This is a genomic window from Nocardia sp. (genome assembly GCF_025465275.1).
Classification (GTDB): domain Bacteria; phylum Actinomycetota; class Actinomycetes; order Mycobacteriales; family Mycobacteriaceae; genus Nocardia.
Genome location: NZ_JAODNK010000153.1, coordinates 26,477 through 45,591 on the forward strand (window position 1 = coordinate 26,477; position 19,115 = coordinate 45,591).

General features: G+C 65.7%; 19 protein-coding genes. 7 read left to right on the plus strand and 12 right to left on the minus strand.

Annotated elements, in window-relative coordinates:
- Window positions 1-124 precede the first annotated feature (124 nt).
- Window positions 125-2,053, plus strand: coding sequence for a propionyl-CoA synthetase (locus JWN03_RS32490; protein WP_297622981.1), 1,929 nt, complete (start codon window positions 125-127; stop codon window positions 2,051-2,053).
- A gap of 9 nt (window positions 2,054-2,062) precedes the next feature.
- Here the strand turns inward: JWN03_RS32490 and JWN03_RS32495 are convergent, their stop codons facing one another.
- Window positions 2,063-3,106, minus strand: a complete 1,044-nt coding sequence (locus JWN03_RS32495; protein ID WP_297622983.1) for an AraC family transcriptional regulator — start codon at window positions 3,104-3,106, stop codon at window positions 2,063-2,065.
- Between the two features lie 73 nt (window positions 3,107-3,179).
- Between JWN03_RS32495 and JWN03_RS32500 the strand changes: the two genes are divergently transcribed.
- The 3 genes from JWN03_RS32500 to JWN03_RS32510 all read left to right on the plus strand — a co-directional run bounded on the left by JWN03_RS32500 (window position 3,180) and on the right by JWN03_RS32510 (window position 6,889).
- Complete coding sequence (locus tag JWN03_RS32500) at window positions 3,180-4,064, plus strand: short-chain dehydrogenase/reductase (RefSeq protein WP_297622985.1); 885 nt, start codon at window positions 3,180-3,182, stop codon at window positions 4,062-4,064.
- 68 nt (window positions 4,065-4,132) lie between these two features.
- Window positions 4,133-5,716 carry an acyl-CoA synthetase gene (locus tag JWN03_RS32505; protein WP_366914503.1) on the plus strand — a complete coding sequence of 528 codons (1,584 nt, stop codon included), beginning with the start codon at window positions 4,133-4,135 and terminating at the stop codon, window positions 5,714-5,716.
- A 510-nt stretch (window positions 5,717-6,226) separates the two neighbouring features.
- Window positions 6,227-6,889, plus strand: coding sequence for a hypothetical protein (locus tag JWN03_RS32510; RefSeq protein ID WP_297622987.1), 663 nt, complete (start codon window positions 6,227-6,229; stop codon window positions 6,887-6,889).
- On the opposite strand, the gene JWN03_RS32515 is transcribed toward JWN03_RS32510, so the two are convergent.
- From JWN03_RS32515 to JWN03_RS32540, 6 genes are all read right to left on the minus strand, one after another.
- Window positions 6,784-7,242, minus strand: coding sequence for a YybH family protein (locus tag JWN03_RS32515; protein ID WP_297622989.1), 459 nt, complete (start codon window positions 7,240-7,242; stop codon window positions 6,784-6,786). The genes JWN03_RS32510 and JWN03_RS32515 overlap by 106 nt on opposite strands.
- Before the next feature lie 316 nt (window positions 7,243-7,558).
- Complete coding sequence (locus tag JWN03_RS32520; RefSeq protein WP_297622991.1) at window positions 7,559-8,455, minus strand: LysR family transcriptional regulator; 897 nt, start codon at window positions 8,453-8,455, stop codon at window positions 7,559-7,561.
- Between the two features lie 383 nt (window positions 8,456-8,838).
- Window positions 8,839-9,243, minus strand: a complete 405-nt coding sequence (locus JWN03_RS32525) for an SRPBCC family protein (RefSeq protein ID WP_297622993.1) — start codon at window positions 9,241-9,243, stop codon at window positions 8,839-8,841.
- Window positions 9,244-9,367: 124 nt separating this feature from the next.
- The gene (locus tag JWN03_RS32530) at window positions 9,368-9,760 is read right to left on the minus strand and encodes a hypothetical protein (RefSeq protein ID WP_297622995.1); all 393 of its coding nucleotides are present in this window, start codon (window positions 9,758-9,760) and stop codon (window positions 9,368-9,370) included.
- Window positions 9,761-9,877: 117 nt separating this feature from the next.
- Window positions 9,878-10,357, minus strand: a complete 480-nt coding sequence (locus tag JWN03_RS32535; RefSeq protein ID WP_297622997.1) for a PPOX class F420-dependent oxidoreductase — start codon at window positions 10,355-10,357, stop codon at window positions 9,878-9,880.
- A 350-nt stretch (window positions 10,358-10,707) separates the two neighbouring features.
- A complete protein-coding gene (locus JWN03_RS32540; RefSeq protein WP_297622999.1) occupies window positions 10,708-11,268 on the minus strand; it encodes a serine hydrolase in 561 nt (186 codons plus the stop codon).
- Between the two features lie 28 nt (window positions 11,269-11,296).
- Between JWN03_RS32540 and JWN03_RS32545 the strand changes: the two genes are divergently transcribed.
- From JWN03_RS32545 to JWN03_RS32555, 3 genes are all read left to right on the plus strand, one after another.
- On the plus strand, window positions 11,297-11,662 hold the full coding sequence (locus JWN03_RS32545) for a TetR-like C-terminal domain-containing protein (protein WP_297623389.1): 366 nt from the start codon (window positions 11,297-11,299) through the stop codon (window positions 11,660-11,662).
- A gap of 271 nt (window positions 11,663-11,933) precedes the next feature.
- A complete protein-coding gene (locus JWN03_RS32550) occupies window positions 11,934-12,428 on the plus strand; it encodes a carboxymuconolactone decarboxylase family protein (protein WP_297623001.1) in 495 nt (164 codons plus the stop codon).
- Window positions 12,425-12,928 carry an HPP family protein gene (locus JWN03_RS32555; protein WP_297623003.1) on the plus strand — a complete coding sequence of 168 codons (504 nt, stop codon included), beginning with the start codon at window positions 12,425-12,427 and terminating at the stop codon, window positions 12,926-12,928. Before JWN03_RS32550 ends, JWN03_RS32555 begins: the two co-directional genes overlap by 4 nt.
- Window positions 12,929-13,166: 238 nt before the next feature.
- Here JWN03_RS32555 and JWN03_RS32560 read toward each other — a convergent pair whose 3' ends face one another.
- From JWN03_RS32560 to JWN03_RS32580, 5 genes are all read right to left on the minus strand, one after another.
- A complete protein-coding gene (locus JWN03_RS32560; protein ID WP_297623005.1) occupies window positions 13,167-14,168 on the minus strand; it encodes an AraC family transcriptional regulator in 1,002 nt (333 codons plus the stop codon).
- A 115-nt stretch (window positions 14,169-14,283) separates the two neighbouring features.
- Window positions 14,284-15,837 carry an acyl-CoA carboxylase subunit beta gene (locus JWN03_RS32565; protein WP_297623007.1) on the minus strand — a complete coding sequence of 518 codons (1,554 nt, stop codon included), beginning with the start codon at window positions 15,835-15,837 and terminating at the stop codon, window positions 14,284-14,286.
- 145 nt (window positions 15,838-15,982) lie between these two features.
- Window positions 15,983-17,218: an ATP-grasp domain-containing protein gene (locus JWN03_RS32570; RefSeq protein WP_297623008.1), complete on the minus strand. Its 1,236-nt coding sequence runs from the start codon at window positions 17,216-17,218 to the stop codon at window positions 15,983-15,985.
- A 110-nt stretch (window positions 17,219-17,328) separates the two neighbouring features.
- The gene (locus JWN03_RS32575) at window positions 17,329-17,610 is read right to left on the minus strand and encodes a hypothetical protein (RefSeq protein ID WP_297623009.1); all 282 of its coding nucleotides are present in this window, start codon (window positions 17,608-17,610) and stop codon (window positions 17,329-17,331) included.
- Between the two features lie 108 nt (window positions 17,611-17,718).
- Window positions 17,719-18,999 (minus strand): Hsp70 family protein, encoded by a 1,281-nt coding sequence (locus tag JWN03_RS32580; RefSeq protein WP_297623010.1) that lies wholly within the window; start codon window positions 18,997-18,999, stop codon window positions 17,719-17,721.
- Window positions 19,000-19,115 lie beyond the last annotated feature (116 nt).

Sequence of the window (19,115 nt, forward strand, 5' to 3'; positions counted from 1 at the left end):
CGGAATGCGTGGACAAGTCACGTATTTGATCGGTTCGGACACCAGCGAGCGGCGTCCGAACCGATCAAAATCCAGTCCGACTCACCCATGGTCCGGGGCTTTCGAAACACCGTAACCTCGCCGCATGCACAGCCCCGAGACGCAGCACGCAGCCTCCGACGGTGGATATACGGCCGTCTATTCGGCCGCTTCGAACGATCCGGAAGCCTTCTGGCTCTCGGCAGCCGAGGCCGTCAGCTGGGATACCGCACCGACGCGGGCGTTGGATGCGGACGACGCCCCCCACTACCGCTGGTTTCCGGACGCCACCTTGAACACCTGCGTGAATGCGCTCGACCGGCATGTCGGGGCGGGGCACGGCGAGCGCACGGCGCTGATTTACGACTCCGCCATGACCGGGGAGCAGCGCCGGTACAGCTATGCCGAGCTGCTCGACGAGGTGGCGCGGTTCGCTGGAGTACTGGCCGCGCAAGGTGTTTCGCGAGGCGATCGGGTGATCGTCTATCTGCCGATGATTCCCGAGGCCGCTATCGCCATGCTGGCGTGTGCCCGGATCGGCGCGGTGCACTCGGTGGTGTTCGGCGGCTTCGCGGCCAAGGAACTGGCCGCGCGCATCGACGATGCCGAACCGGTGCTGATCCTCACCGCTTCGGGCGGATTGGAGCCGGGACGCACCATCGAATATCTGCCTATCGTCGCACGGGCGCTCGAATACACCACGGTCGATTCGGTGCGGGCGGTGATCGTCGCCGAGCGCGCGCAGGTTCCGGGATCGGTCGCGGACTATGCGGGACAGCCGCTGCCCTGGCTCGACTGGCATGCTCTGGCGTCGGAAGCAACTGCGGCCGAGCCTGTTTCGGTGGCCGCTACCGATCCGCTCTATGTGCTCTACACCTCCGGAACCACCGGCAAACCCAAGGGCGTGGTGCGGGACAACGGCGGTCACGCGGTGGCGCTGGCGTGGTCCATGCGCAATATCTACGACGTGGGTGCGAGCCAGGTCATGTGGGCCGCCTCGGATGTCGGCTGGGTGGTCGGCCACTCCTACATCGTCTACGGTCCGCTGATCGCGGGAGCCACCACCGTGCTGTACGAGGGCAAACCGGTCGGCACACCCGATGCCGCGGCCTTCTGGCGGGTCATCGCCGAGCACAAGGTGCGGTCCATGTTCACCGCGCCGACGGCATTGCGCGCCATCCGCAAGGTCGATCCGGAGGCGAGCCTGCTTGCCGGATATGACATTTCGGCGCTGGAGACGCTGTTCGTCGCCGGTGAGCGATTGGACCCGAGCACCTACGAATGGGCGACCGCGACGCTCGAACGCCCAGTGATCGACCACTGGTGGCAGACCGAGACCGGCTGGCCCATCGCGGCGAATCCGGTCGGCCTGGAGCGGATGCCGATCAAGGTCGGCTCGCCGACCGTGCCGGTGCCCGGATATCGCATCGAGGTGCTCGACGGCGGCGGTGCACCGGTCAGACCCGGGATCGAGGGGAATATCGTGCTGGCACTGCCACTTCCGCCCGGGACGCTGTCTGGGCTGTGGCGCGACGAGGAGCGCTATGTGCGCTCGTACCTGTCGACCTATCCCGGGTACTACCTCACCGGTGACTCCGGTTTCATCGACGAGGATGGGTACGTCTTCATCCTCGGTCGCAGCGACGATGTGATCAATGTTGCCGGACACCGGCTTTCGACCGGCGGTATGGAGGCGGTGCTGGGCGGGCACCCGGCCGTAGCGGAGTGTGCGGTGATCGGCGTGCCGGACGAGCTGAAAGGCCAGCGCCCCAGCGGGTATGTGGTCCTCAAGACAGGGTCCACTATCCCGGAGTCGCAGCTGGGCGCGGAGCTGATCCGGAAGGTGCGCGAGGAGATCGGCGCGGTCGCCTCGTTCCGGGACGTGACAGTCGTTGCGGCACTGCCCAAGACGCGCTCGGGCAAGATCCTGCGCAAGACCATGCGACAGATCGTCAATGGCGAGGAGTACGCCGTGCCGTCCACCATCGAAGATCCCTCGGTGCTGACCGCACTCGAAAAGGTAATCGGCCGATAGCGTTTCGACTCAGGCCCTGGCGACCTTGCGCTGATGGCTGGGCGGGTGGCCCCGCCAGCGGATGTAGGCGTGGGTGAAGGCCGCCGTCTCGGAGTAGCCGAGATGGCGGGCGACCTCCTCCACGGTGAGGCCATTGCTGAGCAGCTCCACCGCGATGGTCTCGCGCACCTCGTCCACCAGCGCCCGGTAGCTGGTCTGTTCGGCCGCCAGCTTCCGGTGCAGCGTGCGTTCGGTCATCGCGTACTCGCGGGCGATCGCGGCCATGGACGGCATCTGTCCCGGCTCCTGGATCAGCCGGGCCCGCACCTGCGCCGCGATCCCGCCCCGGTGCGTGCGCCGATCCAGCAGCTGCTGGCACTGCTGCACGCACATGGCCCAGGTCTGCGGGTCGGCCGCGGCCATCGGCAGCTCGAGGACCGCGCGCGGAAAGGTGATCGCCGTGCGTGCCGCATTGTCCTCGATCTCGACGACGAGCCCGGGGATGGCGAGAAACTCCCGGGGGAAGTCGAATCCCTGAATCTCCAGCAGCACCCGCAGTTCGGTGGTCACCGCACCGACCAGCAGCGGCAGCACGTGTGCGATGGCGGCCAGATCGCGTTCGAGCACGAACCCGCGCACATCGTCGGGGATCTGGTCGGTGCCGAATTCGAGCACCACCTCGTCCCGGTTCTCGTGCAGCAGGAAATCGATGAAGGCCGAACTCAGCGTGGCGTAGCGGCGGGCGACGGTCACCGCGTCACCGATGGTCGGGCTGGTCAGCAGCGCATACCCCAGAATGCCGGTGTTCCCGAGGCTATAGCGCAACCCCGCCTCCATCCCGAGACCCCGCGCCTGGTCGACGTGTGCGAGCAGGTTCCGCATGATGGCCAGCTCTTGACTTGCCTGCACCTCGACCGCCGGATCCGACAGTGCCGCCTTGGTGAGCCCGGTTCCGGCGAGGCAGTCCTCCGCCGCGACGCCGTGCGCCTCGGCCGTTTCGACCAGGTGCCGGGAGGCATCCGGGGCGCGCGGGTGATCCCACACGGGACTGCGACTAGCGACATTGCCGGGCATGTGTCTGAAAGTATCAAATGCCGGTCCGGTTCACGCATTCCTCGGGGAACTTCGCATTCATAGTGTTGCTGTCATGGCATTTGGTTCACCGGCGCGAGCGAAGAACGATGATCTGCGCGGCAAAGTCGTGCTCATCACCGGAGCCGGGGCGGGTATCGGCGCGGCGACGGCCCGGCACTTGACCCGGGAGGGCGCACGCCTCGCGCTCGTGGATCGCGACGCGGCGGCGCTGAAGGCGATCGCGGCCGAATTGAGCGGTGACACAGCGACTTTCCTCGCCGACGTCACCGATGCGGCGGCGGTGACGACTGCGGTAGACACGGCGATCGAGCATTTCGGCGGCATCGATGTGGTGATTGCCAATGCCGGAATCATCGGGCCGATCGAGACCGTCCGAACCATGAGCGCCGAAGCCTTCGAGCGCGTCATCGATGTCAATGTGTTCGGCGTGGCTCGCACGGTGCGCGCCGCGCTGCCGTCGATCATCGAGCGCGAAGGCTATGTGCTGGTGATCGCCTCGGCCGCCGCCGCCATCCCGACGCCCAGCTTCGCCGCCTACGGCGTCAGCAAGGCGGGCGCGGAGTCGTTCGGACGGTCCCTGCGCATGGAGCTCACCGAGACCGGCGCGACCGCGGGCGTGGCCTACTTCGGCCTGATCGACACCGGCATGGTCCGCGACGAACTGCTCAACGGCACCGGCCTCGAGGCCATGATGGCAACCCTGCCCAGCGCGTTCGGCCAACCCGTCCCCGCCGAGGACGCCGCCCGCGCGATTGTCGACGGCATCAAGCGGCGCGGGCGCTTCATCTGCGCGCCGCGCTACATCACGGTGTTGATCAGCATCCGCACGCTGGTGGCGCTGGCCGAACCACTCATCGCGCGAAACACCAAGCTGCGCGCGGCAATCCGCCGTGCCGACCGGATGGTGACCGCAGCCGCGAGCCGAGCCGGACAGTGAGCACACCAAACATGGTGCAGTGCAGCATCTCTCGGCGGCTCGCTCCGATATGCACCCTCGCCGGAAGCGTGACGGTGCTCATCCGGCGCGGCATCATCGACCCCTTGCGACCGGACATCACGGTGCGCACACTCCGGGCGGCCACCCGATACGGCCCGTTCGCGGGCGTGATCGCCTCGGGCGCCTACCGATTCGGGCAGTCGCCTGCACTGGTCGACGAACGCGAGACCTTGACCTTCGCCGAAGTCGAGGGGCGATCGAACGCGCTGGCCCGGGCCTTCCTCGCATATGGGCTCGGCCCCTCCGATGTCATCGCGGTGCTCTGCCGAGATCATGCCGGATTGGTGCTGACCACCGTGGCGGCCAATAAGATCGGCGCGCGGCTGGTGCTCATGAACACCGGCTTCGCCAAACCTCAGCTCGCCGATGTCGCCGAGCGCGAGCGGGTCACCGCGATCGTCGCGGACGAGGAATTCCTCGAGTTGCTCGGCGCGATCCGGCCCGAAATACCGCGCGTCACAGCGTGGTCCGACCTTCCCGGCGCGGCCGATCGGGCAAGCACACTGGATCGGATGATCGCGGGGCCGTCGCGGGCCCCGATGCCGGTTCCGGCGAAGCCGGGCGGAATCGTCATGCTGACCAGCGGTACGACGGGCACGCCGAAGGGCGCGCCCCGCGACCGGGTCAATCCGCTGCAGACCGCGCAATTCCTGGATCGGATCCCGCTGCCGGTCGGTGAGACCTTCTGCCTGGCCGCCCCCATGTTCCACGGCACCGGCCTGGTCATGGGCTCGCTCGGCCTGGCGCTCGGCAATACCATTGTGCTGCAACGCAAATTCGACCCGGAGCACACGCTCCGACTGATCGAGAAGCATCGTGTCACCGTGCTCATCCTGGTTCCGACCATGCTGCAACGCATCGTCGACCTCGGCCCGGACGTGCTGAGCCGCTACGACCTCTCCACGCTGCACATCATCTTCGCCGCGGGCTCGTCACTCGCCCCAGACCTGTGCGGCCGAGTCCGCGAGATCTTCGGCGAAGTCCTCTACAACCTCTACGGTTCCACCGAGGTCGCCGTCGCCGCGGTTGCCAATCCGAAGGAGCTCGCCGCCGCCCCCGGCACCGTCGGCCGCCCACCCGTCGGCTGCGATATCGCGTTGTACGACAACGACAATCGCCGCATCACCGAACCCGGCACGATCGGGCGCATCTTCGTCTCCAGCGGCCTGAGCTTCGCCGGCTACACCGACGGCAGACACAAGCAGACCATCGACGGCCGCCTCTCGAGCGGCGATATGGGCTACTTCGACACCGACGGCCTCTGGTTCGTCGTCGGCCGCGACGACGACATGATCGTCTCCGGCGGCGAGAACGTCTACCCACTCGAAGTGGAGAATCTCCTCAGCGCCCGCCCCGACATCATCGAGGCCGCCGTCATCGGCGTAGACGACAAGGACTTCGGAAAACGCCTGCGCGCATTCATCGTCCCCACCCCCTGCTCAACCCCCGACGAAGCCGAGATCAAGAACTACGTCAAGGCCAACCTAGCCCGCTACAAAGTCCCCCGCGACGTCGCCATCCTCGACCAACTCCCCCGCAACGCCACCGGAAAACTGCTGCGTAATCAACTCGAACAGCCTCAGCGTCGGTAGGTCGGATCACATCACCCGAGCGATCATCACTTCCACCTTCAGAATGCTTGGTCACACGTCACCGGGCTACTGGTGCTCGCACTCGGGAGGTATCTCGCGGGGCCGGTGACCGTCGATTCGCAGCATCTGGGCGTCGTTCTCGCGTCGATGATCCTGATGGGTGTTGGTCTCGCAGCGGTTCAGGGCCCGGCCATGTCCTTGGTGCCCTGTCGTGAATGCCGCACGTGCTGTCTTGCGGACACAAACCGACACAGTTCTCTTCCTCGACCATCAAAACGCGAAGTCGGCTTCAATCACCAAACCGACCACCAAGAAGATGCTGGTCGGTCCTGTTCCCATCCATATCGTGCCCCGCCGAGGGCACCAGAGCCTGCACCCATTGCCTAAAGGGCAGGCCACAGGTTCGATTCCCGCCGAGGGCACAGTCGAGAACCCATTTGCCTAGGTCAGGGCAATGTTTGTTCGCAGCCGAGCCACGGCACGGTCCACTGGCGCCGAGCCCAGAGCGCTTTGAGCCTTGCACCGCAAGCTAGTTCGGCATTCATCCAGGCCACCGCCCAGGAGGGGCGGGCACTGGCGCGACTCGGCGACACCACCGGCACCTATGACACGCTGCGGTGGGTGTCCCGCCTGGTGTCGGAGCTGACCACGCCCGACCGGCCCGAACATCACTTCCGCTACGATCCGGCGAAATCCGACGCCCATGTGGCAACCACTCTGGCATGGCTCGGCGACCCGGCGGCGGAGTCCTACGCCCGGCACGTGCTGGCCGATCTGGCGGGTGCTGCGCCGGTCCGGCCGCGCCGGATCGCGTCGGCCGACCTGGACCTCGGTCTTGCGCTCGTGGCCGCCGACAAACCCGACGAGGCGGCGGACGTCGCGCTGGCCGCAGTCGAATCCGGGCGGCTGGTGCCCTCGAATTTCTCGCGCGTCTCCGAGGTGGTTACCGGTATCGAAGAGCGGGGCGCAGCCGTCCGTGGTGCGCGAAGCGTTTCAGGACATCTATTCTTCGTCGAATTCCCGCCTGTAGTTGGGTATTCGGCTTCGATTGCCCGTCGACCGCTCGGTCAGGGCTCGAGGTCGACCATCCCCTTGCCGCTGGAAATATCGAATGGCACCGAGACCTGGTCGTGGGCGATCAACCAGGCGCCGTTGATCTTTCGCATGCCGTAGGTAACCCGGACCCACATGCCGTTCGCCGTCACCCCGTTCGGCATTGTGCCACGCAGGCGAGCGAAGGCATGGCCGAAGGCCACCCCGTCGCCCACGGTGAATGTCAGGTCGCGCAGTTCGTAGTTCACCGTTTCGAAGAACGCGAACACCCGCGCCCAGTTCTCGAGTTTCGCCGCGATGCCGACGTGCTGGAGCGGCGGCTCGACGTCGAAGGACACGACATCGGTCGAGTACGACTGCCGCAGGGCCTCTAGGTCCTTTGCGTGCAAGGCTTCGACCAGCTTGCCGATCTGATCACGGATCTCGACTTCGTCGCGGTCGGTGTGTGCTCGAAAGTTGTTGTCTGTAGTCATATCCGAAACTCCTTGTCTTGTTTTGCGCGTATGACCTTCCGGCGAGGCAGCCTGGAATGGCCTCGGTGTGGGCGGGTGGTCTGATCGTGCGGCACGCTCGCTGTGCTTGTTTCCTGACCATAGGCACTGAGCCCACCGACCAGCAGCGCCGCGGCGGTGGTCATCAGGATAGTTCTCATCGGCACTGTGGAAATTGGGCTGATCATGCCCAAAAGTTATTGCGCCTCAGACATTTTCGCTAAGACCAATATCGCTAAGGTGTTATAGCTCCGGGGCTATGCCGAAGCTGATCCCACCCTCGGGCACTTGCCGGATTTCACTGCCGCGGTTCGGTGGAGTCCCAGTTCCAGTCGATGATCGTGGTGCGCAGCCGTTGGGCCGCGGCCGGGAGATGGCTGCCGGCACCCCAGTACAGCGTGAGTGTCCGGCGGCACTGCGGACTGTCTACGGCGATCCACGCGACGGAATCGCTGGGGATGGAACGCCGCGCGAGGTCGGGGACAAGACCAATGCCGAGTCCCGCCTTGATCAGCTCGCCGATGGCGCCCAGTTCGTCACCCTCGCAGACGATCTTCGGGGTGAGATCCCGGGCGCCGAAGAGCCGATCGAGCAGCCGCCGGTGCCAGTGCCCCTTGCCGGCGGCAATGAACGGCTCCTCGGCGAGTTCGTCGACGGTGACCGAAGTCCGGCCCGCCAGTGGATGATCCAGCGGCACGGCCAGCCACATCGCCTCGTCGAGTAGCCGGACGGCTTCCAGGCCGTCGCCGTCGCCGCGGATCGGCTGCGAGGCGACGCAGAGGTCGACGTCCTGCGCCAGCAGGCGGCGGGCCATCTCCGCGGCGGGTAGCTGGTGGAGTTCGACCTCGATGCCAGGGTGGGACCGCTTGAACTCCGCGAGCGGGCCGATGAAGGTGAGGAAGGTCTCCGATGCCAGTCGCACGGTGCCGAAATCCCCGCCGAGGGACTCGGCGACGGCCCGCCGGCCTGCCTCGAGCTCGCCGAGCGAGCGTTCGACGTAGCCACGGAAGAGTTGCCCGGTGTCGTTGAGCCGCAGCCGCCCGGCCCGGTCGAACAGCGGCGTGCCGAGCTCGCTCTCGAGTCGCGCGATGGTCCGGCTCAGCGACGGCTGAGCCACCCGAAGTTCCTCGGCCGCATGACTGAGGTGCTCGAGCCGCGCCACCACGAGGAACTGCCGGAGCGTGTGCAAGTCCATGATCTTCTCCCTCGGCCACCATTCCCAGGGCGCCACCGAGGCCCAGCAGCTGGCGTCTGCTCATGCTCCCGATGTTGCTCAGGACACCTATAGAGCAATATAGCCAGCTGGTCCACCCTTCGGAGACGGCCTCGCCGCGTTGACCTTCCGCCGGGCTGCGCGGCCGCATCGAACCGCGCGATCAGCGGCAGAAGCGGATGCTGCTGGTCGCCACCCGCGATACGGTCTTGTTGCCGACAGGGTGCGATCGACTGCCCTGGGCGGCGCTGAATTCGCCTGCAGAAGTGAACTTCTCGTGCAACTAGTGGGTGAAGAAGTCGAAATCCAGTCGGCGAGGGCGATGGATTGCCGACGCGCAAGGACGGTGCAGCCTCGGTTGTGGATCAGTCGGATTCAACTGTTTTCTTGAAGATGATCAGGGCTTGATCCATGGTGGCCGTGAAGGGGGTGGCCATGGCGTCGGGCAGGATGTCGCGGCTCCACACGAAACGGGTGGTGTTGTCGCCGCTGGTGTACACCTGCATGACCGCGTTGTCGTGCAGTGGCGTCACGGTCCCGCCCACGACCGAGTAGACGAAGCGACGGGCTTCGTGGTCGACAGTGATAAGTCGTTCGCGGACTACGGTGCCGTGGGCGAAGGTCACCTCGCGGACGCCGTCACCCAGGTCGGCGCTAGCAGTGACCAGGCCGGGGGCCATCAGGAGTGGGCCGTCGACGAAGTCGGCGACCACCGCCCACACCTCCTGCGGCGCAGCATCGATGAGGATCTCTCGGGAGATCGAAGCCATGGCATTGTCCTTCCACATCCGGAACCGTGATGCGATCATCGCAGCTGCGCCATGGAAGGAGCAGTGCCATAGGAAATTTCGATCAGACGCCGCTCGTTGCGATACTCCGACGGTTCACTGGACGTCAGGTGGCTCGCTTTATCCGGGTGCGGGCATCGGCCCAGGAGAGCGGAAGGTCGGCGGAAGTTGCTGTGGAGTCGGCGAAGTGGGGATTGCCGAGACGACCGGCCATATCCTTCAACATGTCCGCGTGCGCACCGCTGTACACGAATCTCTCCATGGCCTGCCTGTCGGACCAGGCGGACAGGGTCCAGAAAGTTTTGGTGAACGGCTTCGCGTCCATTGTGTAACCGGCGCAGCCCGGGGCGGACTTCAGTTGGGTACGAATCTTCACCGTCCAACGCAGGAACCGTGGAACATCTCGGTAACGGGTCAGAGGCAAATTAGTGGTCAGAACATGTAACTGATGTCCGTCAGCGGGTTTGTAGACTCCGGCAGACCAGGGCAGGGCGGGCATCGACGGCCCCTTCCGATCGATGTAGGCGGCCGTCCGGGTCTCCCCGGGTACCGTCGCCAAAATCTCAGAATACTCAGGCGCTCTTCACTCTTCGACTCGAATTCGATGTCGACGCGATCAGGAAGGCCGTGGCTCGAGCTCCAGGTACACCGTGTCCTCCGGCACGCCGCCGAAGAAGACCCTGTCATAGAGTTGAGGCCACACGCGGTATATCGAGTTGCGAGCCTGCTCGGCACGTGGCCAGTCGGATTCGCCGAGCACGCGCACCGTAGCCCTCACCGCCGGACCGAGCGGCTTCCCCCGCACATTGCAGGGCGCGATCAGCGCATGCGGATTGTTCCGGATCCGCTTGACCTTCCCCGACTTCCGCTCGGTGAAGACGTAGGCGAGCCCGTCACCATCGATCCCGAACCAGACCGGCGACGGCACCGGCTCGCCGCTACGCCGGAACGTCACCAGCACCGCGTGCCGGTGCCCGCGCAAACCTTCGAAATCCCCAGCCATCGCGCCCGATTCGGTGATCGAAAACGCGCGCCGATCCCGCAATCTGTCGTACACCAGATTCATCCCGCTGCCGAAATTCGCCAAGATGCCCATGACTACCACCCTCCGGCACCAAACGTCGTGGCCAGGAACCACGATACGTACGCCGCGCAGTCCCCGGTCGAATACGGGCGCGACTTACAGGCGAAGCCGAAGCGTCCGCACTGAGAAATCGCTTGTGACAAACTGCCATTCGGATCGCCGACCGGGCTGACCGAACGGCCCGCAGGGTGCGACGGGTACTTGTGCTCGGGCGATGTGCGGGTCGGCCGTTCAAGGGCTTGGCGGTCAAGAGCGAGCGCAGCACTGCGCGGGTCGCCTCCGGGTCGGCCAGTGGGTCGAAGCCAGGAACTGTGCCCAGAACGTGCGCTATCTCGGGGTGCAGCTGCATCTTCACGACGACGTCACCCTCTGCACTCGTCGTCGATGGCCTGGTAGACCGTGGTCCAGAAGTCGTGCATGAGCTGCATCGAATCCGGTGTGGAGGCTCCGACCTGCGTGAGCAGGAGCCCAGTGATCCCGTTGACCGGATCGGCGTAGGTCGAGGCGCCGCTTCCGCCGTCCCAGCCGAACTGGCCGACCGGCGCGTAGTCGCCGCGGTAGGTGCGCGCAGCCATGCCGAAACCCCAACCGCCATGCTGGCCTTGGCCGAAGGAGATGTGGACGTTGTCGCGGGCCATCGCCTCTCGCGCGTCCAGCTGTTGGGGCGTAAGCCGATTGGTGGTCATCAACTCGACGGCGGGTCGAGAAAGGATCCGCTGGCCGTCGTGTACGCCGTGGTTCAGCAGCATCCGGAAGTAGGCGTGGTAATCGTCGACGGTGGAGTTCAGTCCGCCACCACCCCCAGCGAACGCCGGTGGCCGGCTGTGCCGCCCACCCACGGCCTCGTCCCAAACGAGGAATTCCCCGGTCTGCGGGTCGGGGGAGTACAGCGGCGGCAACCGGTCGATCTGGTCGGCGGGCACGTGGAAACTGTCGCTGCACGAATCCGACCTGGACTTCCCCGACAGCGGGGACGTCGTCGCCGATCTGCGCGGGCAGGCTCACACGGCCGTCGATCTGCTGACCGGGCCATCCTATGGCTCCCTATTCCGGGCCCTGGTGGCAGAGGCCCTGGGCGACCCTCAGATCGCCGCCGCGCTCAACGAGCGCTTTATCACCCCGTACGCGGGCAAGACGGTCGCCCGCCTCGAGACGGCCCAAGACCAGGGCCAACTGTTACCCGATTTCGACCTGGACCTGGCGATGGCAATTCTGTCCGGCCCGCTGTACTTCCAATTATTAATTACCCAGGAACCGCTAACCCATGAATACGTCGACCGACTCCACGACGCGCTCTTCACCGGGATGAGGCCATGAACCTGACACATCGAGCCATCGCCGGGCCGCCTGAGCCATCAATGCCGAATCCCGCCCCCAGAAGCGATTGAGCAAATCTCGTCGCATGTCCGAGCCCACACATCGGTATGGGCCGACTGCCACAGAGACCCCGATACTTCCGGATGGACGGTATGGCGGGTGGAGTCCGCACCATGGCGTATTGAGTCCCCGGGTAGGCGCTGGGACCGGCCATAGATTCGAGATCGCGAACGACTCACCGAGCACGAAACGAACTGAGAAGGCTGTCGTCATGATCAAGACTGTTGAGAACGCTCCGCTGCTGGACGAAGTGAAGAAGCGCATGGGTCGGGTGCCGAATATGACGAGGGTGATGGCCAACGCCCCGGTCGTGCTGGAAGGCTATCTGGGCCTGGCCGGCGCCTTGAAGCGCGCGACCCTGCCCGCCCCGACTTCCGAGCGCATTGCGCTGGCGGTCGGTGCGGCCAATGAGTGCGGCTATTGCGTTGCGGCGCATACCTTCACCGGCAAGCGAGTGGCCAAGCTGAGTGATGCCGAAATCGACGCGGCAAAGGCGGGCACCTCGGAAGATCCCAAAGAAGCTGTGGCCGTGGCCTTCGCCCGGGAGCTGACCGAGAGCCGAGGAAATGCCGACCCCGCCCCCGTGCTGGCCGCGGGCTGGACCGAGGAACAGTTGCTCGAGATCGTCGCCCTGGTGGCACTGCAAACCCTGACCAACTACGTCAACAAGATCGCCGAAACCGAAAACGACTGGCCCGCAGCATGACCGCCACTGCTACAGCTGCGGGCACGCGGAGCAAGGTCACCGACAGGCTGCGGCAGTTACCGCAGCCTGTCGCGATCACCGCACTGCTGTTGATCCCGCTGGCGGTGGCGCAAGCCGTGAGCCACCAACCCTTTTTCGCGCCGCCGCTGGCTGCCACGGCCGCGTTGGTCGCCGCCACACCGGCGGCCCCCGCCGCCCGATGGTCGACGGTGGTTATCGGTCACGTGGTGTCGGTGGCTGCCGGTCTGGTGATGGCCGTACTGCTCGGTAACGGCACGACCGCCGCCCTTATTGCCGCAATCGTCGCGGTCGCGGTGATGGGCGGACTCGGCCGGCTGCACGCGCCCGCAGTAGCGTCCGCCGCCGTAATGGGCGCCGTCGGCTCCTGGCACGGTGCCGCAGCGCTGCTGGCCGGAACCGTTGCACTGGTGATCATTCAGCAGGGCTTGGTCATCGCTCAGCAGGCACGGACGGCGTCGACGGTCACCATCCAAGCCTGAAGCAACCCCGGTCCGGCACGAAGGCTCCGAGTCGATTCCGACTTGGGGCCTTCGTCGTCCGCAGTACCCGAGATCTCTGGTGCCGGTGGTCCGGATCGAGCGGATCGGCTACCACCGTAGGGCGCAACTGGGGCGTGTCGAGATCCCGGTCATAGGGCGGGATTTCGCGCAGGGGGTCATATAACTCTGCATAGGCGGCGGCAGGCCGGCTGGGTTACGCCCACTCCGGCGCAGGTTGTCAGGCTGTTCGCCGGTAGTCGTTGGGGGACTGCCCGGTCCAGCGCTGAAATGCGCGTCGCAGGGTGCGGTGGTCGCTGTAGCCGAGACGCCCGGCGATGGACTGCAGGGGTAATTGCGTGTCGCGCAACAGACTCTTGGCGTGCTGGTATCGAACGACTTCGAGTTCTTCTCGCCAGGAAGTACCCTGATCGGCCAGGCGTCGTTGCAATGTGCGAGTACTGACGGAGAGTCGGCGGGCGACCTCCTCGATACATATCGCACGGGATTGACTGTCGGCCAAGGTCTCTCGGATCGCGCCGTGGAACATTTCCGTCCATGTCGGTAGCGGCCGCGCCGTATCGATGATCGACTGGGCGTACAGGTGCATGATGCGCCGCAGTTCCGGGTCGTGCGATCGGCCCTGCTGCGCTCGCTCCGGATCCAGCATGGTGAAGGAATTGTGCGGCTGGCGAAAGTGGATATTGCTGGTACCGAACGCTTCTGTGAGATATCCGTGGTTCTTCGGCGGACTGTGTGAGAATTCGACACGCACCGGATCCGCTGCGGCGCCACGTGCTTCACGCGCTCGGCGCAACATCACCGTCAGCGCGTATTCGTTGATCACTCCGTCCACGCCTTCGTCGTACGGAATGCCCTGGTATCCGACAGTCAGGCGGGTGCCGTCCTCCGCCGCGGTAAAGGTGACTGCGGGATCCGTCATGGCGATGGCGAACCGCGCGGCGTCGGTGAAACCATCGGCAAGGGTGGTGGCGCCGACGATCAGGTAGTCCCAGACATGCAGCTGTCCGCGTTCCGACGTGGCAGCTGCGCGGACACCCGCGTCGGGCCCCTCTGCAGCATGCAGCAATTCCCATAGCCGATGCAGTGCGACAGTCGGAACCCGAAGGCGGTCATCGTCCAGAAGGTCACGCCGGAGACCATCAATCGAGGTGACCTCGTAACCGGTGACTCCAGCCTGCGTCGCGGCGTCGAGCAGTGACCGCGCGATGTGCGATGACACAGTATCTCTGTGTAGATCGACGTGTGTCATGAAAGCGCTTCCTCAGCAAGGTGCCAACTCGGCGTTGACTACCCGCGTCAGCCGACGGACGCGGGCAGCGAATTGTCCGGGCAGATCACATCGGGTAGATCGAGTGCTTGCGGGGGTTGAACTCCGGCTTGACCGGTGACTTGTCACGCAGCAGGCGCAGGGCCTGCCGGATCTCCAGGCGGGTGCGCACCGGTTCGATGACGGCGTCGATGTAGCCGCGTTCGGCGGCCACCCACGGGGTGGCCATCGTCTCGTTGTACTGCTTGATCATGAATTCGCGTGCTGCCGACCGCTGTTCGTCGGGCAATGCGGCCAATTGCCGCTTGCCGACGAGGTCGACCGCGCTTTCGGCGCCGATCACCGCAATACGGGCGGTCGGCCAGGCGAAACTGATATCGGCGCCGACCTGCCGAGCGCCCATCATCCCGTACGCGCCACCGTAGGACTTGCGCACCACCAGGTTGATGATCGGCACCGTCGCCTCGATGATCGCGCGCGGGACACGACCGCCGCGAATGATCACACCGTTGGCTTCCTCGACGAGGCCCGGCAGTACGCCCGGGGTATCGACGACGAAGATGATGGGGATATTGAACGCGTCGCAGAGCCGGATGAAGTAGGTCGACTTGTCCGAGCAGGCGGCGTCGATGGAACCGCCGAGCACCAGCGGCTGACTGGCGATCACGCCGACCGGACGACCGTCGACCCTGGCGAACCCCGTGATCAGATTTTGCGCGAACTTGGCGCGGACCTCGTGGAACTCGCCATCGTCGAAGAGCCGCAGCAGGATCTCGTGCATGTCGTAACCGGCGCGATCGGAGTCCGGAATGATCTTGTCGAGCTCCCGATCACTGTCCGTGATCTCCGGCTCCAGGCCCGGGTTCACGATCGGCGGCTGCTCGACGCAGCTCGTCGGCATATAGCTGAGATAGTTGCGGGCCCATTCGTAGGCCTCCTGCTCGGTCTCGGCCACATGATGCAGGGTGCCGCGTTTGGCCTGCACCTCGGCGCCGCCGAGCTCCTCGGCGCTGACGTCCTCGCCGTTGACGGCTTTGATCACGTCCGGCCCGGTGACGAACATATAGGAGTCTTTGGTGCCGATGAGCACGTCGGTATTGATCGGCCCGTAGACCGATCCCGCGGCGCATTTGCCGAGAATGATCGACACCTGCGGCACATAGCCGGACAGTTTCTCCAGCACCCGGGAGATATCGCCGAACGAGGCGATCGATCCCACCGCGTCCTGAATCCGGGCGCCGCCCGAATCGTTGATCGTCACCACCGGGCACGCGTTGTCGAACGCGAATCGCAAGGCCCGCATGAACTTCTGGGCGGAGGTGACGCCGACGGTCCCGGCGTACACGGTCTGATCGTGGGAGATCACCACCACCGGACGCCCGCCGATCAGCCCGCGACCGGTGACCAGTCCGTCACCGTAGAGCGCATCCGGTTGACCGGGCTGGCGAGCCAGCGCACTGGTCTCGATGAACGTCCCGGGGTCGAGCAGCATGTGCACGCGCTCGCGAACGCTGGGAATGCCCTTCTTCGCCCGCTTCGCGATAGCGGCCTCACCCGCCGGTTCCGCGGCGATCGCCAGGATCTTGGCCAATTCATCGAGTTTGGCCTGGGTACCGATCACGCTTACTGCCACCTTCCGAACAACTCTTATGCCCCCGCGACGTTAAGCGGTGTCGACGCAGCACGCGTCACTGAATCAGATATACGGGATGAATCACAATCACGGTGAGGCTCACATCCCGAATCCCACGATGCCAGGGTGGGGATCAGACCGCCAAGCCGGCGTTCCAGGACTCGACCACCGGATCCGATACTCGACCCGGTGACGCCGGCGGCGGCGGAGCCTCGGGAACGATCGGGCGCGGGGCGACCTCCATGACCGCTTCCGCCACCGCGAGGCAGGCGCCCAGGCGCGGCGGGTGCCGTAGGCCCGAATCACCCTGCAGCAGTAGCCGGACCGCGGCCCAGGGCAGGTTCACATCGGCGAAGGCCGTTTGGAACAGACCCGCCGAGGGGCGCGGATTGGCTTCCAGCAGCACCGGTTCGCCCTTGCGGTACCGCAGCTGAACATTGGTCAGATAGGCCAGTTCGAAGTGCTGGACCAGTTGCCGCGCAATGTCGACCACTTCCGGATTGTCCAGCAGCATGCGGAAGCGGCCCTGCTTCGAGCGCGGAATGCCCACCAGCAGTTCGCCTCCCGGCGCCGAGAGGCAGTCGACGCTGATCTCCGGGGCGTCGAGGTACGGCATGACGAGCAGTTCGAACTCCGGGTCGCCGTCCTCCGCCGAGCGCTGCAGGGCCTCGGCCACCGCATCGACCGAGGCCACCGGCCGGGGCGGAGCCAGCAGGCTCGCCATGCTCAGCGGGTGGTCGTCCAGGATCCGGAAGCCGAAGGCCGAATACTCACCGCTCGGCTTGATGCAGATGGTCTCGCCGCCGGCCGACAGCTCCTCGACGGCCGCGCGGAAACTCTCGGCGTCGGACACCACGCGCCACGGCGGCACCGGAATGCCTGCGGCACTGGCAGCTTCATATGTGCGGGTCTTGCTGGTCAACACCTGCACGGCGGACAGCGGCGAGCACATGAGGCTGGTGCCGACCGCCGCGAAATCCGCGGCGCGGCCGGCGAGGGCATCGAGGCGGCGCGGCGGTATGAGGACATCGATGTGGTTCGTCCGGCAGAAGTCGAGCGCGAATTGCGCGTACTCCTCATTGCCGACGTGGCGCGGTTCGACGGCCGGCACATCGCAGACCGACAGGGCCGCCGCGCCCGAATCCACATTGCTGGCATACATGGTGACGTCGACCCCGTCGGGGTTCTCCCGTAGCAAGCGCATGACCTGGGCGGTTGCCGCCCCCGCACTGCTCAGCCAAATACGAAGCGTTATAGCAACGCTCCTCTCCTGTTCCATGCGGCCGAGCGGTGAACCTTGGCGCAATCCGGTGGTGGGCGGATGGTATCCCGGTTCGGTGACGTGCACATTTCGGCGAGAACGGCCCACGGTTCTCCCTGCTGCCCGGATCCCGCCGAGGGCATGCGAACGCACTGCGTGCCCACCGGGCGGCGGGCACGCAGGCTTGCTGAGGGGTGCGGCTCAGCCGCGGTGGGCTATCACCAAGCGTGGCAGCGGCCGTCGTCGTGACCCCACCGGTCACGCTCGTGGTCGTGCCAGCGGCCGTGCCGATCGCAGTGCCAGTCGTTGCGCCAGGGATCGTTCGGGTCGGCCCAGCCGGGACGGTTGAAGCCGCCCCAGTCATTGTCGTCACGATCGTGATCCCAAGGGGACTGATGTGCCGTCGGAGCCGCGGCAGCGGCGGTGCCCATTGCCGGAACTACGAGCATGGCGCCGGCGGCCGCTGCGGCGAACAACGTGGTGAAGAGCTTTGGTTTCAAAACTGGTCCTTCCTGCTTACGTGCCATGGTGGCGAACCCATTGCAGCCCAGGACCGGCCGTGCACCTAGAGATGACAGCGGACTCTCAGCACATTCCAACCAGCGCGGTCAGTGCCGGCCGCCGGAATTCATGGTCGAAACCGGATGGACCGGGGCAGGAACCTTGGGCAGTTCGGCAGCGACGGGGCCGCTGTCGAATACCGCAGGTCGCTGCACGGACGGCAGTACCCGTGCGGCAGGAGGCAGCACACGGGCAGCGGCAGGAGGTGCAATACGCGCGGCGGGATGCGGCGTGACACGTGCGGCCGCAGGGGGCGGCGATGCGATGCGCGCGGCAGCAACAGGCGGCTGCTTCGCCACGAGGCGGCAGGCGATCATGGTGGCGCCGCGCAGTACCGTGCGGGCGGGCTCGCCACTGCTGATCACGGGCAAACCGATTGTGGCGGAGACGCGTTCGGCGAGCAGTGGCACTGCCGATCCGCCTCCGGTCAGTACCACGGAGTCGATCTCACGACCCGCCCGGACGGCCGCATCCGCGGCGTCCGCGATGCGCTGCACCGCACGCGCTACCGGTTCGGCGATCAGCGCCTCCAGTTCGGAGCGCACGATTCGCCGATTCTCTTGAATACCGGGAAGATTGATCTCCAGTACCGCGGACACATCGCGGGACAGGCGCTCCTTGGCGTGCCGGGCTCGGGCACGCAGTGCTCGAATTCCATTCCAGTTACGGCGATCTCGTGGATCGAAGCCCGGGTTCGCGGCGGCCAATTCGGTGAGCACATGCTCGACGAGCAGTGCATCGACCAGGTCACCACTGAACTCTTGGGTACGCGTCGGCCGGTCGACTCGCACATTACTGCCGTCGGGCCAGCTCACCAGCGCCACGTCGAAGGTGGAGCTGCCGACATCGCACAGCAATACCGTTGCGTGTGCAGGGATTTCGTGTGATACCGCCAGCGCTGTGTAAGCGGCTTCGGCCTCCGACACCAGGGTGACTCGACTGCCGCTGGTTCGCAGCGCGGATCCCAGCTCTCGCACCGCATGCGCGGTCCAGGACGCTGGATGGGCGACAACGCAGGTCGGAGTGTGCGCCGTATCCGTGGTGAGCAGGCACTGGATCGCGGTGGCGACCAGCTGCGCGCCGGTGCGGCTACCGCCCTGTGCCACCACGGGAACCGGGTCGCCGACACGGGAGGTGAAGTCGCGGAATGCGGTACCGGGGTGCGCTCGATCCGCTTCTTCGGCCAGGCGGCCGAGCAGTGGGAGCGAATTGTCGGCGAGCTGAACAACCGCGGGAGTACGAATGATCTCGGGGCGATCGGTGAATGCGGAAACAAAGGAATCCGAGCCGATGACCACACCTACGCCGATACCTGATGACCTTGCCATGGACCGGCTCTCCATTCCGTGTAGTCCGACTCGACAGCTCATTCAGATTAGGGATCGAAGCTGGTGAAAGGCTGCACCCTTCCTGTGTGGTCGCTGTCGGCCGAACCTTGGAAAAC

Bases quoted from the DNA above. Each gene is read 5' to 3' on its own strand.
- JWN03_RS32490 (WP_297622981.1), top strand. From the start codon at position 125: ATGCACAGCCCCGAGACGCAGCACGCAGCCTCCGACGGTGGATATACG.
- JWN03_RS32495 (WP_297622983.1), bottom strand. From the start codon at position 3,106: ATGCCCGGCAATGTCGCTAGTCGCAGTCCCGTGTGGGATCACCCGCGC.
- JWN03_RS32500 (WP_297622985.1), top strand. From the start codon at position 3,180: ATGGCATTTGGTTCACCGGCGCGAGCGAAGAACGATGATCTGCGCGGC.
- JWN03_RS32515 (WP_297622989.1), bottom strand. From the start codon at position 7,242: ATGACTACAGACAACAACTTTCGAGCACACACCGACCGCGACGAAGTC.
- JWN03_RS32520 (WP_297622991.1), bottom strand. From the start codon at position 8,455: ATGGACTTGCACACGCTCCGGCAGTTCCTCGTGGTGGCGCGGCTCGAG.
- JWN03_RS32525 (WP_297622993.1), bottom strand. From the start codon at position 9,243: ATGGCTTCGATCTCCCGAGAGATCCTCATCGATGCTGCGCCGCAGGAG.
- JWN03_RS32530 (WP_297622995.1), bottom strand. From the start codon at position 9,760: ATGCCCGCCCTGCCCTGGTCTGCCGGAGTCTACAAACCCGCTGACGGA.
- JWN03_RS32535 (WP_297622997.1), bottom strand. From the start codon at position 10,357: ATGGGCATCTTGGCGAATTTCGGCAGCGGGATGAATCTGGTGTACGAC.
- JWN03_RS32550 (WP_297623001.1), top strand. From the start codon at position 11,934: ATGATCAAGACTGTTGAGAACGCTCCGCTGCTGGACGAAGTGAAGAAG.
- JWN03_RS32555 (WP_297623003.1), top strand. From the start codon at position 12,425: ATGACCGCCACTGCTACAGCTGCGGGCACGCGGAGCAAGGTCACCGAC.
- JWN03_RS32580 (WP_297623010.1), bottom strand. From the start codon at position 18,999: ATGGCAAGGTCATCAGGTATCGGCGTAGGTGTGGTCATCGGCTCGGAT.